The organism is Calothrix sp. CCY 0018 (genome assembly GCF_963920925.1).
Taxonomy (GTDB): Bacteria; Cyanobacteriota; Cyanobacteriia; order Cyanobacteriales; family Nostocaceae; genus Rivularia.
The window spans coordinates 129590-148199 of sequence record NZ_CAWUDI010000018.1; the positions used below are offsets into that span (position 1 = coordinate 129590).

At 38.7% G+C, this 18610-nt stretch carries 6 protein-coding genes; all 6 read left to right on the forward strand.

Annotated features, from left to right (window positions below; translation table 11 throughout):
* The first annotated feature begins 50 nt into the window (after positions 1-50).
* From ACM03V_RS15145 to ACM03V_RS15170, 6 genes are read left to right on the forward strand one after another with little or no spacing between them, the layout of a single operon-like run.
* The gene (locus ACM03V_RS15145) at positions 51-6011 is read left to right on the forward strand and encodes an amino acid adenylation domain-containing protein (RefSeq protein WP_414621616.1); all 5961 of its coding nucleotides are present in this window, start codon (positions 51-53) and stop codon (positions 6009-6011) included.
* A gap of 20 nt (positions 6012-6031) precedes the next feature.
* Positions 6032-7912 carry an asparagine synthase (glutamine-hydrolyzing) gene (asnB, locus tag ACM03V_RS15150; protein ID WP_414621617.1) on the forward strand — a complete coding sequence of 627 codons (1881 nt, stop codon included), beginning with the start codon at positions 6032-6034 and terminating at the stop codon, positions 7910-7912.
* Positions 7913-7954: 42 nt separating this feature from the next.
* Complete coding sequence (locus tag ACM03V_RS15155; RefSeq protein WP_414621618.1) at positions 7955-8740, forward strand: aspartate/glutamate racemase family protein; 786 nt, start codon at positions 7955-7957, stop codon at positions 8738-8740.
* Positions 8741-8779: 39 nt separating this feature from the next.
* Positions 8780-10675 carry a non-ribosomal peptide synthetase gene (locus ACM03V_RS15160; protein WP_414621619.1) on the forward strand — a complete coding sequence of 632 codons (1896 nt, stop codon included), beginning with the start codon at positions 8780-8782 and terminating at the stop codon, positions 10673-10675.
* Positions 10672-14859 carry an amino acid adenylation domain-containing protein gene (locus tag ACM03V_RS15165; protein ID WP_414621620.1) on the forward strand — a complete coding sequence of 1396 codons (4188 nt, stop codon included), beginning with the start codon at positions 10672-10674 and terminating at the stop codon, positions 14857-14859. Before ACM03V_RS15160 ends, ACM03V_RS15165 begins: the two co-directional genes overlap by 4 nt.
* 42 nt (positions 14860-14901) lie before the next feature.
* Positions 14902-18207, forward strand: coding sequence for a type 2 lanthipeptide synthetase LanM family protein (locus ACM03V_RS15170; protein WP_414621621.1), 3306 nt, complete (start codon positions 14902-14904; stop codon positions 18205-18207).
* Positions 18208-18610: the final 403 nt, after the last annotated feature.

Here is an 18610-nt window from a genome sequence, read left to right on the forward strand (position 1 = left end):
ATAGGATGAAAGTTTTTGCAAGATGTAGATAAAAAAAGGAAATAATTTAGGTGTTTCGACTTTCAAACGAGCAAAAACATTTGTGGTTATTACAGCAAGGTGAGAAAAATTTACCTTACCGTTGCTGCACTGCTGTTCTCATTGAAGGAATTCTCAATATCGAGGTTCTCAAATCTACCTTACAAAACGTGCTTAATCGACATGAAATTCTACATACCACATTCAGAAGTTTACCAGGAGAGATTATTCCTCTTCAAGTCATAAGTGATGGCAGCCTACCTCCGATTTACGAATATGATTTAAGTGATTTAGATCCATCCGGGCAGACAATTGAAATCGAAGAAATATTTAATAATACGAATCAGCTGCATTTCGATTTTGAAAAAGTTCCAATTTTATACGTATCCTTAATTATTCTGTCGTCAAACAAGCATATATTGCTTTTAGGTTTACCGTCTCTGTGTGCAGATAGAGTTACTCTCAACAACTTAGTCCATGAAATTAGTTGTGATTATGCAGGGTTGTCAGAACAGCTTTATAAAGAACCGATACAATACGTTGATTACGCTGAATGGCAACATGAATTATTGACAGCAGAAGATACCATATTAGGAAGAAATTATTGGCGAAAGCAAAATATTTCTAATATTTTAACTAATATTTTAAGTTTTAAAATACCTGGAGAAAATCAGTCATCATTATCACAAGAATTTCAACCGAAGTCGATTACAATTACCATTAATTCTAACATAGGAAAGAAGCTGAAATTCCTTGCACAAGAGTATAATACTTCTATATCTGTATTCTTACAAACTATCTGGCATATATTATTATGGCGGTTGACAGGAGAATCAAATTTAATTATTGGTGTAGCATATGATGGTAGACCATATGAAGAATTAGAGAAATCATTAGGATTATTCGCTAAGTATTTACCGATTCATGCTAATTTATCCGAAAACTTGCAGTTTTCCGAAGTTTTAAAACAAGTTGATCGATCTACAAATCAGCAATATAAATGGCAAAATTATTTTAATTGGGATGAAATAGCTGGATATGATACAAATGTATCTTATTTCCCAGTAAGTTATAATTTTACTTTATCGGATAAATATTTTACAGAACATTTAGTTTTTTCTGTATATAAACAGTTTATATGTATTGATAGATTTAAATTAAATCTTTCTTGTTTATTAAAAAAAGATAACGAAATTATAGCTGATTTTTACTACAATTCAAATTTATTCTCAGAAGAAAATTTAAAAAGTTGGGCGGAACAATTTCAAACATTTTTAAAAAATGCAATTGAAAATCCGTTTTGTACAATTAGTCAGTTAGAAATTCTTAGGGAACCAGAGCGACAAAAATTGTTGTTCTGGTGCAATCATACAAAAACTAATACTAATCACGACAAACTTGAATGTCTACATAAACTGTTTGAAAAACAAGCAGATATCACACCAGATAATATTGCTGTTGTATTTGAGAACCAGCAGTTAACTTATGCCCAACTTAACCAAAGTGCGAATCAATTAGCACGGTATTTGCAAGGTTTGGGAGTAGCACCGGAAGTGCTGGTGGGAATTTGTATGGAGCGCTCTGTGGAAGTAATCATCGCTCTGCTGGCTGTGCTAAAAGCAGGTGGTGCTTATGTTCCACTCGAACCTCGGCTGAATAAAGAGCGTCTGGATTTGATTTTAAAGGATACCCAGACAACATTGATATTGACTAAGCAGTCGTCAGCTTTAAATCTTCCTGAACACAAAGCATCTGTAGTTTTCCTAGACACTGATTGGGATGCGATTGCTCAAGGAAGCTGTGAAAACTTGGTTAGTCGAGTTACCCCAGCTAATTTAGTTTATCTACTCTACACCTCCGGTTCAACAGGAAAACCTAAAGGAGTTGCTGTAGAGCATCGACAGTTGTTTAATTACCTTTATGGTATTTTAGATCAAATAAATCTGCCCAATGGTGCTAGTTTTGCTTTAGTTTCTACCTTTGCAGCAGATTTAGGGAATACAGTAATTTTCCCGGCTTTGTGTACGGGTGGTTGTCTGCACGTAATTTCTGAGCAACGAACATCTGACGCAGATGAGTTTGCTGCTTACTGTCAAAATCATGGCGGTATTGACTGTCTTAAGATTGTTCCGAGCCACCTTAATGCTTTACTAAACTCTTGCCAAAATCCGGCTAAAATTCTACCCCAACATCGATTAGTTTTGGGTGGGGAAGCTTTGAGTTGGGATTTAGTTGAGAAATTGCAACGGTTAGCCTCCGATTGTACAATTATAAATCACTACGGTCCTACAGAAGCTACGGTTGGAGTACTTACTTATCAAGTGGAAAACTTGAGAAGGGATTATTATTCAGCTACGGTTCCCTTGGGAAGACCTCTTACCAATACCCAAATCCTGATTTTAAACAAACATCTGCAACCCGTTCCTATCGGTATTCCTGGTGAATTGTACATCAGTGGTGCAAATTTAGCACGAGGATATTTTAATCTACCAGAACTAACCAAAGAAAAATTTATTCCCAATCCGTTTGAGAATAAACAAGCACAAAACCGTCTTTATAAAACAGGAGATTTAGCTTGTTTCCTCAGCGATGGTAACATTGAGTTTCTAGGTCGGATTGACCATCAAGTCAAGATTCGTGGCTTTCGCGTCGAGTTGGGAGAGATTGAGACAGTACTGCAACAACACCCAGCAGTACGAGAAACCGTGGCGATCGCCATAGATGACGAGCGGGGTGAAAAGCGTCTGGTAGCGTATGTTGTCCTACATCCAGGGCAAGGATTACCGGATCGACTCCGCAGCTTTTTGTTGGAAAAACTGCCCGACTACATGGTACCATCAGCCTTCGTGACGTTGGACGCTTTGCCCCTAATGGTTAATGGTAAACTAGACCGTAACGCACTACCAGCACCAGATTGGACGCATCCGGAATTAAAAGCTTCCTTTATCCCACCTCGTACCCCAGAAGAACAACTATTAGCGTCGATTTGGGCGGAAGTTTTGGGTGTGGAAGAAGTGGGAATAGAAGACAACTTCTTTGAGTTGGGTGGAGATTCAATTCTGAGCATTCAAATTGTGGCTAGAGCGAAGGAAGCAGGACTTTCTCTAAACCCCATGCAGCTATTTCACCATCAAACTATCACTGAATTGATTTCAGCAGCAACTAAGACTCCTCTATTACAAATAGAGCAGGGGTTGGTAACTGGTGAAGTACCTCTGACACCCATTCAGCGTTGGTTCTTCGAGCAGAATTTACCAGAACCGCATCATTGGAATATGTCGATTTTGCTGGAAACTCCACCTAATGTAAACATCAAGTGGTTGCACCAAGTCTTAGAAGAATTGAACCAACATCACGATACATTACGTTTACGGTTTGAGCGAGTGGGTGATTCTTGGCGGCAAATATATACTAACTATAAAACAGTCCCCCTATCTGAGATAGATTTGTCAAACTTGCCGTTAGTCCAACAAACCAAAGCTATTGAGACAGAGATTGCTAAGCAGCAGAAAACGTTGAATTTGTCAACTACAATAGTGCGGGTTGTTTTGTTTAATCTTGGTGATAATCAACCAGGGCGTTTGGCAATTATAATTCATCATTTGGTAGTGGATGGTATATCTTGGCGTATCTGGTTAGAAGATTTTCAGAAAGCTTACCAACAGCTTAGTTTGGGTAGAGCCATCGAATTAGGAGTTAAAACGACTTCTTTTAAATATTGGGCGGAAGGTTTGAGTATCTATGCTCAATCGAATGCACTTCAAGAAGAGTTGGATTATTGGCTACAAAGTAGTTTCCGCGAAGTCTCTCGATTGCCTAAAGATGATTTTGAGCAGCCAAACACCGTTGCTTGTGCCCGTACCGTTTCCGTATCGCTTAGTGTGGAAGATACGCAGGCTTTATTGCAAAAAGTTCCAGCAGTGTATAAAACTCAGATCAACGATTTGTTGTTAACAGCTTTAGCATTAACCTTTAAGCAGTGGACTGGAGAAAACACGTTACTTGTTGATTTAGAAGGACACGGACGGGAACTACTTTTTGATAATGTGGATGTGTCGCGCACCATTGGCTGGTTTACTACTCATTTCCCCGTTATATTGGAGTTATCTGAGGAAGCAGAGTCTCATGGGATTGGCTTGGCTGTAAAATCAGTTAAAGAGCAACTGCGGCGTATTCCTAACCGTGGTATCGGCTATGGTTTGCTGCGCTATCTAAATGAGAACCCAGAAATTACTAAGCAATTGAAAGCTTTTCCTCAGCCTGAAGTTAGCTTTAATTACTTGGGACAATTGGATAGAGTGCTAACAGAATCAACACCATTTCGTTTGGTGAAAGAGTCTACAAACTCCGAGCGCAACCCTCAAGGAAAGCGAACCCATTTAATTGCCATTGATGGTATAGTTCTCGACGGCAAACTCCAATTAAACTGGACTTATAACCAGAATATATATAGATGCTCGACAATTAAAAATTTGGCAGAGAATTTTATCGGTATACTTCAACAAATCATCTGTCACTGTCTAACTTGTTCGAGGGACTTATCACCTGATGATTTTGAGCTAGCTGAGTTGAACCAAAAACAGTTAGCGAGACTCAGTAGCAAATTTGGGATTGACAATATCGAAGATATTTATTCCCTCTCACCTCTACAACAAGGCTTGCTCTTTCATAGCTTGTACTCACCAAAGTCAAGAATGTACTTCCAGCAAAAGATTTTTACCTTGCAAGGAAAATTGAACATTCCGGCTTTTGTGGAAGCATGGCAAAAGGTAGTAAATCGATACCCCAGCTTGCGAACCATCTTTATTTGGGAAGAATTAACACAACCGCTCCAAGTTGTTTTAGAAGGGGTAGAAATATCTTGGGATATGCAAAACTGGTGTCAGATGTCTTTTACCAAACAAGAGCAACAATTGCAAGCTTATCTCCAAGCAGATTTACAGCAGGGTTTTTCCCTTAGCGATACACCTCCAATGCGGTTGTCATTAATTCAAACTGCTACAGATATTCATCAACTGATCTGGAGTCATCACCATTTAATATTAGATGGTTGGTGCAATTCGATTATCTTGAAAGAGGTCTTTAGCTTTTACGAAGCATTGAGTAACAATGAGGAATTATACCTTGAATCAAGTCCTCCTTACAAAAACTACATCGCTTGGTTACAGCAGCAAGATTGGCGTAAAGCTGAAACTTTCTGGACTCAGATGTTAAGTGGACTTCACAGAGCAACTAAGTTGGATGTAGAATCGGTAAGTAATTTGTCCAATCGTGTACGGGGATATGCCCAGGAGGAAATCTACCTTGGGGCAGATGCGACCTCAGTACTCAAGTCATTTGCAAGGCAGCATCATCTAACGCTCAATACCTTAATCCAGGGGGCTTGGGCTTTGTTGTTAAGCAGATACAGTGGTGAAGAAGATGTAATATTTGGGATAACTGTCTCCGGTCGTCCTGCACAACTACCAGGAGTTGAGACAATGGTGGGGTTATTAATTAATACACTACCGATGCGGGTGCAAGTTTCTCCCTATGTTCCCCTCGTATCTTGGCTTCAACAGTTACAACAACAACAAGCCCAGATGCTTGAATATCAGCACAGTTCATTGGTACAGATTCAAGAGTGGAGTGAGATACCACAAGGAACACCATTATTCAACAGCTTTGTCACCTTTGAAAATTACCCAGTTGATGTTTCCTTACGAGAGCAAAGCGGAAGTTTGAAAATGCTCAATGTCCGTTTCTTTTTTGAAACAAACTATCCCCTCAGCGTGACGGTAGAACCGGGTTCAGAATTGTTAATACGCATTGACTATTTTCCCAATAAATTTGATCCTGATACTATTAGACGGATATTAAAGCAGCTTCAATCTGTGTTAGAAAATATTCCCATGAATCCAGGGTATCCTCTATCGCATATTTCCCTAACTACTGAAACTACCGCAGTAGAAAGTCAACTGCTAGTTAACAGTTTCAATGCTGATTTGGAGTAAAAGAATTTAAGGAAGAGATTATGTGCGGTATTTGTGGATACTTTGATATTTCAAGACAGCGAGAAGCGGAAAAAAATATCCTCGAGGATATGGCTAATACCTTAATTTATAGAGGTCCGGATTCATCTGGGTATTTTATTGAAGATAATTTAGGGCTGGGTTTTCGCAGGTTAAGTTTAATTGATTTAGATGGTGGTAATCAACCACTATATAACGAAGATAAAACGATTGTATTAGTATGTAATGGAGAAATATATAATTATCGCGAATTAAAAAAGCAGTTAATTCAACAAGGTCATAAATTTCGCACAAATACAGATGTTGAAGTTTTGATTCATCTGTATGAAGAATATGGGTTAGATTTTTTAAATAAACTCAACGGTCAATTTGCTTTTGTACTTTATGATTCTCAAAAGCAACAATTATTTTTAGCTAGAGATCAAATGGGTATTTGTCCACTTTTCTACACGATTGTGGACAAATTTTTGATTTTTGGTTCGGAAATCAAGGCGATTTTAGCCCATCCTTTAGTTAAGCGTGAAGTAGATTTAGTTGGTTTAGATCAAATATTAACATTTCCCGGATTAGTCAGTCCGAGAACTATGTTTAAAAATATCAATAGTTTAAAAAGTGGTCATTATATTCTTATTCAAGATTCTCAGGTAAGAATTACAGAATATTGGGATTTAGATTATCCGAAAATTGGTGAAACTAACTATGGTCAACCAGAGAGCTATTATATCGAAAAATTACAACAGCTTATCATTCAATCCGTAAAGTATCGCTTGAATGCTGATGTTCCTGTTGGAGTTTATGTGAGTGGTGGTTTAGATTCTTCATTAATTGCTGCAATAGTTAATAAAATTCATCTTGAAAGCGATATACATTCTTTCTCGATTGGTTTCACAGATAAAGATATATGTGAGTCAAAATATCGCGAAATTCTGCTCGAAAAACTTAATTTTATTCATCACGAAATTTGTTTTGGATGGCATCAAATTAGTAGTAGTTTGGTTAAAGCTATTTATCATTCTGAATGTCCCCTGAAAGAAACTTATAATACAGCTTCATTAGCGCTTTCAAACTGTGCCAATAGTAAACAGATTAAAGCTGTTTTAACAGGTGAAGGAGCAGATGAGTTGTTTGCAGGTTATGTTGGCTATAGGTTTGAAGAATTACGAAATACCAACATCGGACAAAACCAAAATGATTATAGTTTAGAAACTATATTAGAAGATGAATTGAGGCAGAAAGTATGGGGAGATAAAAATATTTTTTATGAAAGAGATTTATACGCTTATCAAGAAACCAAATTAGCTTTGTATTCTCCAGAACTTAATGAAAGATTTAGTGAATTTGACTGTCTTAATTTTGAGTTAATTAACCAGGAAAAGCTCCAAGATAGACATTTTATTCATCAAAGGTCTTATCTTGATTTTAAATTAAGATTATCAGACCACTTGGTTGCCGACCATGGCGATCGCATGGCTTTAGCTAATTCTGTAGAAGCGCGATATCCATTTTTAGATATTAATTTGGTTGAATTTACTAGAGAAATACCACCATTCTTAAAATTAAATAAATTTCAAGAGAAATATATTCTTAAACAGGCAGCAAGAGATTTCCTTCCTGCACAAATAATTGATAGAGAAAAATTTGCTTTCCATGCACCAGGTAGTCCATATTTATTAAAACAAGATATTGAATATATTAATGATATATTATCAAGCGATTTGATTAAGAAGCAAGGCTATTTCAATCCAAGCACCATAGAAAACCTCAAAAAACGCTATTTACAAGATGACTTTCGATTAAATCTTCCTTTTGATATGGACTTGTTGATCGTACCCCTTACTTTCGGCATCTTCTTAGAAGAATTCAAAATGCCTGAACTCAACTAAAATGATTAAAATAGTTTGAATTAAAAGCATAAAAAGAGCAAAATGGCAAATAGTCAAAAAAGGGAAATATTAGGTATTTTAGGTGGTATGGGACCCTTAGCATCGGCCGAATTTTTGAAAACTATATATGAAAATAATATTTTAGGTCAACGCGAACAACAATCTCCTAAAATTATAGTTTATTCTGACCCAACTTTCCCCGATCGAACAGAGGCTTTGCTCAGGAGTGACTATGAAATTTTACTTCCTAATTTGATATCAGCTTTATATAAGTTATGTGAATTAGATGTTTCCAAGATTATTATTTGTTGTATAACATCTCACTATTTACTTCCCCAACTGCCCTATGAGCTAAGGGATAAAATTATTTCTCTAGTAGATATCATCTTAAAAAAAATTTTAGAAAGACAGAAAAAGCATCTATTAATTTGCTCAACAGGAGCGCACAAGCTAGAAATCTTTCAAAATCATATTCTTTGGCAATTTGCTCGATATTACATTATATTACCCGATGAAAAAGACCAAAATATTATTCATCAAATGATTTATTATTTAAAAGCTAACGGTGAATATCAAAAATGTATTCCTATATTAAATACTTTACAGGCTAAATATAATGTTCAATATATGATTGCAGGTTGTACAGAAATTCATTTACTAAATAAATATTTAAAACTAGTTAAAAGCGAACAAAACGAAAATATATTTTTAGATCCGTTAACGATAATTGCTGATGAATTATGGAGTATGTCTATTCTTCAAGAGTACACCGATTTACCAAATACTATTGCTGGTTTCAAGTTTCTATCTCAAATATTTTCACCATAAATTTATCTCAATAAATAGGCAAACATTATTAGAAAGCAGATGAATCATCCACCATTAATCCAAGATTGGTTTAGCCAAACTGCTGAAAAGTTTGGTAATAATACGGCTGTTAATTGCGGCGAACAAAAATTAACCTACAGCGAAATTGAAGCGCAATCAAATAAACTGGCAAATTTTCTGATTGAGCATGGAGCTACTAAAGGTTCGATTGTAGCTATTTTGGCTGAAGATACTATTAAATTTATTATTGCTATCCTTGGTATTTTAAAAGCAGGTTGTGTTTTTGTTCCGCTTGTTCCCAATTTACCCGAACATCGAATTAATACTATCGTTGCTGAAGTTTCGCCAAAATGGTTTGTCGTTGATGCAGTAGGATTCAAGAAAATTAGTCATGGGAGAACAGTTGAGTTTTCACAGTCGCCAGTCATTTGCTTGTCAGAAACTCAAACTTTTGAAAACTTTAATTCCTTTGATTACCATCTGAATGACTATGCAGAATATTCTAAAGTAGAAAAGCCATTTGTCCAATTAGAACCGGACGATATGTGCTATTTATATTTTACCTCCGGTTCAACGGGAAAGCCCAAAGGAATTGCAGGTCGTTTGAAAAGTATTAGCCATTTTATTAACTGGGAAATTAAAACATTTAATATTAAAGAATCTATCAGAGTTAGTCAATTAATAACTCCTGCTTTTGATGCTTTTTTAAGAGATATTTTTGTTCCTTTATGTTCTGGTGGTGTCGTTTGCATACCAGAAGAAATTGATACTATCCTTGATGCGAGAAAGTTAATCTCTTTCCTGGATAATCAACAAATTAATCTAATTCATTGCGTACCTTCTTTATTTCGTTCTATCTTGAACCAGGATTTAGATAAGAATCAATTTTGTGCTTTACAATATATTCTTTTGTCAGGAGAACCATTGCAACAAAACGATATCAGCCGATGGATGGATGTATATGGTGACAGAATTCAGTTAGTTAATCTTTATGGCGCTTCGGAAACGACAATGACGAAGTTCTTTTATTTCGTTAAACCAGAAGATACAAAACGGCAATCTATCCCCATTGGCAAACCAATGGATGGGGCTGCTGCAATAGTAGTGGACTCTCAAGGAAAAGTTTGTCCTTCCGGAATGGTAGGTGAAATTTATATTCGCACTCCTTATCGAACCTTGGGATATTATCAGCAACCTGAGTTAACTAGTAAAGTTTTTATTGCCAATCCTTTTAGTAATAACAAGAATGATATTATCTATAAAACTGGTGATTTAGGTCGAATTTTAGAAGATGGGAATTTTGAATGTTTAGGTCGCAAAGATAGGCAGGTCAAAATTAGAGGGATAAGAATAGAATTAGGGGAAATTGAAAATCATTTGCGATCGCATCGATCGGTTAAGGATATAGCTATCGTAGATAGAGATGATTCTAATGGTAATAAATATCTGTGTGCTTATGTTGTTCTCTTTGAAAAACTTCCCCCAGGAGAGTTGAAAGATTTTTTATTAGAATTCCTACCAGAATCAATGATTCCTTCCGTATTTGTGGTCATGGATGCTTTACCGAGAACCATCAGTGGAAAAATTGATAGACGCTCCCTCCCCGCACCTAACCGACAGCAAAACCGGACTTTTGTCCCACCTAAAACACCCGTTGAGGTACAGTTAGCACAAATTTGGATGCAAGTCCTCAATATCGATCGAGTTGGCTTAAACGATAATTTTTTTGAATTAGGTGGACACTCCCTCAACGCCACTCAGCTTGTATCCCGCGTCGGCAAAGCCTTCGGTGTGGAAATGCCCCTGCGAATCCTGTTCGAGTCACCAATATTAGCATCTCTTGTAGAAAGTCTTGAAACTCTGCGTTGGGCAAAAGAACAGCCTCAGGGAAAGCAGCATCAACTTCAAGGCACATTAGAGGAGGGAGAATTATGAGCACCGTCGGGTTTTTGTCTGAACTGCGTCGGCTCAATGTCAAGTTGTGGGTAGATGAGGTTAATGGAACTCCACCTCAAGAAGCTCGTCTCCGTTATAGCGCTCCCCAAGGAACGCTCACACCTACAATCAAGGCACAATTACGAGAACGTAAAGCGGAAATTGTTGAGTTTTTGTGTCAAACTAAAGCTCTTAGTACACCCCAATCATTGCTACCCACCTCACGGAATGCTAAACTTCCTCTCTCATACGCTCAACAACGATTGTGGTTTATCGATCGATTGAACCCTGATAGTTCGGTATATAACATTTGCGGAGCGTTGGAAATTCAGGGATTGCTCAACGTCGCAGCATTGGAAGAGAGCTTCAATCAAATTGTTCGCCGTCACGAAATCTGTAGAACTACCTTTAAAGTATTTAATGGGGAACCAATGCAAGTAATTGTTCCCGACTTCACTTTAAGGCTCAAACAGGTTAATATCACACATCTGCCAAAAAAGCATCTTTCTGCCGAGGTGACGCGACTAGCAACAGTCGAAGCTCAGCAACCTTTCGATTTATCTACAGCACCTTTGCTGCGGACGACTCTGCTGGAATTAGATGCAAGGCATTACGTGCTAATTTTAACCGTTCATCACATTATCTTTGATGCTTGGTCTATGGGTGTATTGATTGGGGAATTAGGGAAACTTTATGAGGCAAACTCTTGTGGTATAGCCCATAAACTTCCCGAACTACCCATCCAATATGCCGACTTTGCGGTTTGGCAGCGACAATGGTTACAAAATCGGGTGCTAACAAATCAGCTAGCTTATTGGAAAAAAAAGCTTTGTGGCAACTTGCCCTTGTTACAACTGCCCTCCTACCGTAAACTACCGCAGCCAAGTTACCGAGGAGCCAGACAAGAACTAATATTAAGCAAAACTTTAACCCAAGCACTAAAGGAACTGAGTCAACAACAAGGGGTGACTTTGTTCATGATGCTGCTGGCGGCATTCAAAACCTTACTTTACCGCTACACGGGTCAGGAAGATTTGCTGGTAGGCACCGCTACAGCAGGTCGCAATCAATCAGAATTAGAACCACTAATTGGCTGTTTTGTCAATACCGTGGTACTACGAACTGATCTTTCCGGAAACCCGAACTTTTTGACGCTGTTGGAACGAGTGCGGGAGGTGACTCTTGAAGCTTATGCCCACCAAGACTTGCCCTTTGAAAAGCTGGTGGAAGAATTACAGCCACAACGGGACTTAAATCACTCTCCACTATTCCAAATCGGTTTCGCTTTTTATAATGCTCCCAAAATAGAAGCTCAGCTTTCTAACTTGACTTTAAATTCTCTTGAAGTAGATAGCGGTACATCCAAATTAGATTTAACCATTAGTTTTAAAGAAACGGAAGCAGGATTAACAGGATGCATAGAGTATAAAAGCGAACTGTATGATGCTGCTACAATTACTCGGATGCAGGCTCATTTTCAAACCTTGTTAGAAGGAATTGTTGCCAATCCACAACAGCGATTGCATCAGTTGCCTTTATTGACTACAGCCGAGATTCAGCAGTATCTACAGTGGAATAATACTCAAACACAGTACCCTGCTGATTTTTGTGTTCATCAGCTATTTGAGGCTCAAGTTGAACGCTCCCCCAATGCAATTGCCCTAAGTTTTAATGACTCTACAATTACTTACCAGGAATTAAATATCCAAGCCTCACAGCTAGCTAATTACTTGCAATCGCTGGGTATAAAACCAGAAATACGGGTGGGAGTTTATATAGAGCGTTCGCCCTTAACAATTATCAGCATCTTAGCTATCTTCAAAGCAGGTGGTGTTTATGTACCACTTGATCCAACTTATCCTCAAGAACGTTTGGCTTTCATGATCGAAGATGCCCAACTTTCATTGTTGCTTACTCAGGAATCATTGGGGATTGAACCAGAAGAAAAAACGACTCTAGTATATCTGGATAGAGAATGGGAAAACATTGTCCAACACGACGATGCTAACCCCCGCCAAATTGTAACCCCCGATAATATAGCTTACATTATTTATACATCCGGCTCCACAGGCAAACCTAAAGGGGTGCTTTTAGAACACCGAGGACTATGCAACCTTGCTACAGCCCAGATGCAGGTTTTTGATGTCCGACATCATAGCCGCGTCCTCCAATTTGCTTCCCTCAGCTTCGATGCTTCTATCAGTGAAATTTTCATGACTTTAGTAGCAGGGGCAACCCTGTGTTTAGCAACCACTGATGACCTACTACCTGGTACAAAGTTACTACGATTGTTGCGCGATCGCCAGATTACAACCGTTACTTTACCACCATCGGTGCTAGCAGTACTACGGTCCTCAGAACTGCCAGATTTGCAGACAATCATCGTAGCTGGCGAAGCTTGTTCTGCCGATTTAGTAGCGCGTTGGGCTTGCTCCCGTCGCTTTTTCAATGCTTATGGACCAACTGAAGCAACCGTCTGCGCCACCATTGCTGAATGCAGTAAAGAGGATTTGCAGCCGCCTATTGGTCATCCGATTGCCAACACCCAAGTTTATATTTTAGATCGAACACTGCAACCCGTGCCCATCGGACTGCCAGGAGAATTATATATTGGTGGTATTGGAGTTGCTCGTGGTTATCTCAATCGTCCTAACTTAACCGCAGAGAAATTTATTAAAAATCCGTTTAATAATTCAAAATTTAATCGTCTGTATAAAACTGGAGACTTAGCTCGGTATCGCAATGATGGTAATATTGAGTTTCTCGGTCGCATTGACCATCAAGTAAAAATTCGTGGTTTCCGCATCGAGTTAGGGGAAGTTGAGACGGTATTGCGCCAGCATCCAGATGTACTTACTTGCGTCGTCACAGCCCACGAAGGCGGCTCTGGCAAGGGTTTAGTCGGTTATATTATCCCTGAAGGGGGCATCACAATTAATCGGCAACAACTAAAAGACTATCTTAAGGAGCACCTCCCAGATTATATGGTGCCTTACACCTTAATTGTCTTAGAAAAACTACCCCTGACACCCAATGGTAAGGTAGACCGCTCTGCTCTCCCCGCTCCGGAGCAAAGCTTGAAAGCAGAAACCAAAATTATACCCCGCGACAGCTTAGAATTAGAACTAGTAAGGGTTTGGGAGGAAGTTCTTAAAATTCATCCTATTGGTGTCACCGACAATTTCTTTGAGCTTGGCGGTCACTCCTTACTTGCGGTGCGGTTAATGGCTTTAATTCAGCAACAATTTGGGCGGGAACTACCTCTGTCAACTCTCTTCAAAAATGGAACAATCGAACAACTGGCAATTATTCTCCGTTCCAAAACACCCGTAGAAGCTTGGTCTCCCCTCGTAGCAGTTCAAACTCCAGGTTCAAAGCCACCTTTATTTTGTGTTCATCCAATTGGTGGAAATGTTTTGGGATATATTGCTTTAGGACGTTATCTGAGTCCAGAGCAACCACTTTATGCTTTGCAAGCTCCTGGAGTGGAGGGACAAATAAAGCCTTATACTCAAATTCCCGAGTTAGCAAAATTTTATATCGAAGCCCTGCAAACCGTTCAAGCATCGGGTCCATACTTTTTGGGAGGACACTCCTTTGGTGGACTTGTAGCTTTTGAAATGGCTCAACAACTTCATAGTTTGGGACAAGAGATAGGCTTGCTAGCGATAATGGATACACCAGCTCCCTATGCTGGGAAAGTGACCGAAACCATAGATGATGCTAGATGGTTGGTGAAGCGCTCCCAGGTACTAGAACGTTTTTTTGGTAAAAAACTTTCAGTTGAGTATACAGAACTTATTTGTTTAGAACCAGAAGCGCAACTTAACTACTTTTTAGAAAAATTGAGACGAGTTAATCTTATTCCTCCCGATGCTGGACATGATATGATTCGTTGCATTATTGAAGTTCAAAAAGCCAGTTACCAAGCCTTGATAAATTACGTACCCCATTGTTATCCAGGCAAAATAACTCTTCTGCGTACCTCCGAAGTGCTAGCTTCCGATGCTTCCGGTGTGTTTGCTCAAAACTTTCGCGAACCTGACTATTGCTGGGGTGAATTGACTACTCAACCGATAGAAATTCATCGGGTTCCCGGAGACCATGTAACAATGCTTGCCGAACCGCACGTCAAAGTGCTGGCTCAACGATTGAAATCTTGTCAAAAAAATAATTCAATATAAGCTCAAACAATGTCAATCGGGAATTTCAAACCCGAAAATTATATGACAAATAAAGATATAGTACAAATTGTTGCTCAAGCAACTTCATTATCAGAGCGTCTTAATAAACAGTCGGATTTAATTCACCAAAAGCAAACGAATCAAGAGCTATTAGAACATTGGTGTGAAGTTGTTGCACAAGGTGATTGGGAGAAATTTCACAAGCGCTTACAATGGGATAGTTTAGATATTAATACAGTTAGTTCAGTACTATCAACTATTCCTCTAACAGAATCCAAACCATTACCAACCTGGGCAGAAACTTTAACTCTTATTATTCAAATTGCGAGTCAATTTAATTTAGATGAAATAGATTCAAGCAGTAGTAAATTCCCAATAGATCCAGAAAAGCCATTACCATTTTCAGATTTATTGCTAAGTGCTGTTTTGGTCGGAAGACAGAAATTACAAACTTGTTTGGAGTCATTATCACCTTCTGGTTTAACTTTAAAACTACTTTCAGAAAAAGCTTACCTACAACTAGAACGTGGTTTACTACAAAGGTTGGTAAATCTCAGTGCTAAAACCCTACAATTTGAATTTAGTAATTTTCGTCCCCACAATTATAATCAACTCAACTTAATCCTCGAAAAATTAAATTTATCGGCACAGATACAATCAGATAATCCGAGTAATGAATATTATATTAATTTTGTTAAGAAACTTCTACAAGATGGGTTACTGGCATTTTTTCAAAAGTATCCCGTTTTGGGCAGACTAATCGCAACCACAATTGATTTCTGGGTAGAAGCAACGGTAGAATTTCTGCAACGCTTGCAAGCTGACAAAACAAAAATTGAGCGGATTTTAAATTTGATAGAAAATTCTTTAGGAAAGGTAACATTTATTTCTGGCTCTCTTTCCGACTACCATAATCGCGGTCGTTCTGTCTTAATTCTCACTTTTACATCTGGGCAAAAGCTAGTCTACAAACCCAAAAATTTAGGTTTAGATGCTGTTTATAACCAGTTGTTGGATTGGTGTAATCAACACAGTAAACTTTTACCTTTTAAAGTTATCAAACTGTTAGATTGCCATACTTATGGTTGGGTTCTTGATTATGTGGAACAACGACCCTGTGAGGATGAACAAGCAGCAAAGCGGTTTTACCAGCGTGCTGGTATGATGTTGTGCTTGCTGTATATTCTGGGAACAAATGATTGTCACTACGAGAATTTAATCGCTTGTGGAGAACACCCGATTCTAATTGATACGGAAACTCTATTGCATCCTCAAGCCCAGCCCATAGAAGGTTCGGTGCAATCTATAGAAGAAATGACTGACATCGAACGACAGTTTCAAAATTCAGTGCTACGGACTGGACTTTTACCCCGTTGGGATTTTAGCCCCGACGGGCGAATTGCTTATGACATAAGTGCTTTAGGCAGCGTTAACCCCCAGCAAGCACCTTGGCGATTGCTGCGCCCGAAAGCTGTAAACACGGACGAAATGCACTTGGCATATGAGAAAGTTAAGTTAGAATTACAGGCAAATGTGCCAATGTTACGTGAGGTTGCGCTCTCACCCAACGACTACCTAGAAGAAATAGTCGCAGGCTTTAGGCAAATGTATCAATTTTTGAGTACATACGGACAAGCATTGCTGAAAGAGGATGAATTTTTGAATGCACTAAAAGCACACCAGGTGCGGTTTATTTTTCGCGCTACCAAAGTTTATCAAGTCCTCTTAGAGAAAACGTTAGCACCACAATTCCTAGGTAATGCAGTTGAGCGTAGTATCGAATTAGATATTTTGAGTCAAACTTTTCTCACATCTAAGTATAAACCAAAGGCTTGGTCGATTTTGCGTTCGGAGCTCCAGGCAATGGAACAGCTAGATATCCCCTACTTTGGTACATCTTGTAGCTCTGATGCCCTAACGGTTGGGTTAAAAGAGCCGATTAAAAAATATTTTAAAGAACCCAGCTACAATAAATTTCTGACTCGGTTGCAAAACCTAAACGAAGCAGATTTAACTATGCAACTAGGGATTATTCGAGGTTCTTTCTATACTAGAGTTGCACAAACAAATGTATCTAAAGAATCATCAGCCCCCAACTCAACATCTTTCTTGACTGCCGATTTTTCACAAACTCCCCCTTTGAATTCTGCTCAACTGCTCCAAAAAGTTGACGCTATTGCTCGGGAAATCCAAGCAAGAAGTCTACGTGCTAATTCTGGTGATGTTAATTGGATTGGCTTTAGCTATGCTCAGAATGCCGAACGCTTCCAATTCGAGCCTTTGGGTTATAGTCTCTACGATGGTACTTGTGGTGTAGCTTTATTTCTAGCAGCAGTTGCCCATATCACAGGTAAAAACCATTGGAGCAACTTGGCTTTGGATGCACTACAGTCTTTACGGACATTATTACACACACCAAATGAATTATTAAAGCAAAAATTTGCTCAGAGAATAGGTATCGGTGCTGGCACGGGAATTGCTTCCATTATTTATTCATTGGTTAAAATTAGCCAATTTTTATCAAATACAGCACTGCTAAAGGATGCCCAGCTAGCTGCTAAATTAATTACACCAGAGTTAATTGCTGCCGACCAACAGTTAGACCTAATAGGGGGAGCAGCAGGAGCAATCTTAGGTTTATTGACACTTTATCAGAAAACAGGTGATTCAGTTGTTTTGGATAAAGCGATTCTGTGCGGTAAGCATTTGCTTTCCCATCGTCTTAGCGAACCAGAAAAACCCAGAGCATGGATAACCATAGCTCAAAAACCATTAACAGGTTTCTCTCATGGAGCAGCAGGGATTGCTTATGCTTTGTTGCGGCTTTATGCTGTTACCAAAGATCTAAATTATTTAAAAGCAGGTGAAGAGGGAATTGCTTACGAAGACAGCCTTTTCTCAAAGTCGGCACTTAATTGGCCCGACTTACGCCGCCAATCTGGGTTTATGGTTACTTGGTGTCATGGCGCTCCTGGTATTGTTTTATCACGGTTAGGTATTTTGTCAATATACCAAACAGATGAAATACGTCAAGACGTGGAAATAGGATTGCGGACGACTCAGAAGTACGGCTTGCAAGGTGTAGATCATCTCTGCTGTGGTAACTTTGGTCGTATAGAAGTCTTATTAGTAGCAGGGCTATATAGTTCTCAATTACTAGAAGTTGCTCAGAAAAAGGCTGCTTGGGTAGTAGCAAAAGCAGATAAAATAGGCACATATCAACTATTTGGTAACTTGCCAAACTCTTTATTCAATCCTGGTTTTTTCCAAGGTACGGCAGGGATTGGCTACCAGTTATTACGGTTAGCATACCCACAAGTATTACCATCCGTGTTGTTGTGGGATTAATTGTGCAAAGATGAACTTTATTCGAGTTTTCCCGGAGAATAATTCTGTTGTTCAAAGGCATTGAGCTCAGATGGGCGACGTGAAAGTTGTGCGTAGACGCTTTCTTCCTATTTACTGAGGAGTCGGATGTATAAGAGGTAATCGACCACGGGGTTCAAGTAGGTTGAATGACAACGCATTCCAATATTGAAGGAGTTGCGAGGATAAATCCGCTTAAACTCCAGCCGATTCAAGAAAAGTGAATCAACGGATATGAGCCATTATAATTAGGCAGCATTTATTACTTGGTCGTCCGACACTTCAAGTTCGGGTAGTAAGGAAGGAGCATTTTTACCATGACGTTGAGCATTTACAACATTCACGAAAATGAAAGCCCACGGTTTTTAATCGTGGGATGAAATTT

What these genes read in the sequence shown, in the direction of transcription:
- ACM03V_RS15170 (WP_414621621.1), top strand. Translation starts at nt 14,902, where the DNA reads ATGACAAATAAAGATATAGTACAAATTGTTGCTCAAGCAACTTCATTA.
- ACM03V_RS15165 (WP_414621620.1), top strand. Translation starts at nt 10,672, where the DNA reads ATGAGCACCGTCGGGTTTTTGTCTGAACTGCGTCGGCTCAATGTCAAG.
- ACM03V_RS15160 (WP_414621619.1), top strand. Translation starts at nt 8,780, where the DNA reads ATGAATCATCCACCATTAATCCAAGATTGGTTTAGCCAAACTGCTGAA.
- asnB (WP_414621617.1), top strand. Translation starts at nt 6,032, where the DNA reads ATGTGCGGTATTTGTGGATACTTTGATATTTCAAGACAGCGAGAAGCG.
- ACM03V_RS15155 (WP_414621618.1), top strand. Translation starts at nt 7,955, where the DNA reads ATGGCAAATAGTCAAAAAAGGGAAATATTAGGTATTTTAGGTGGTATG.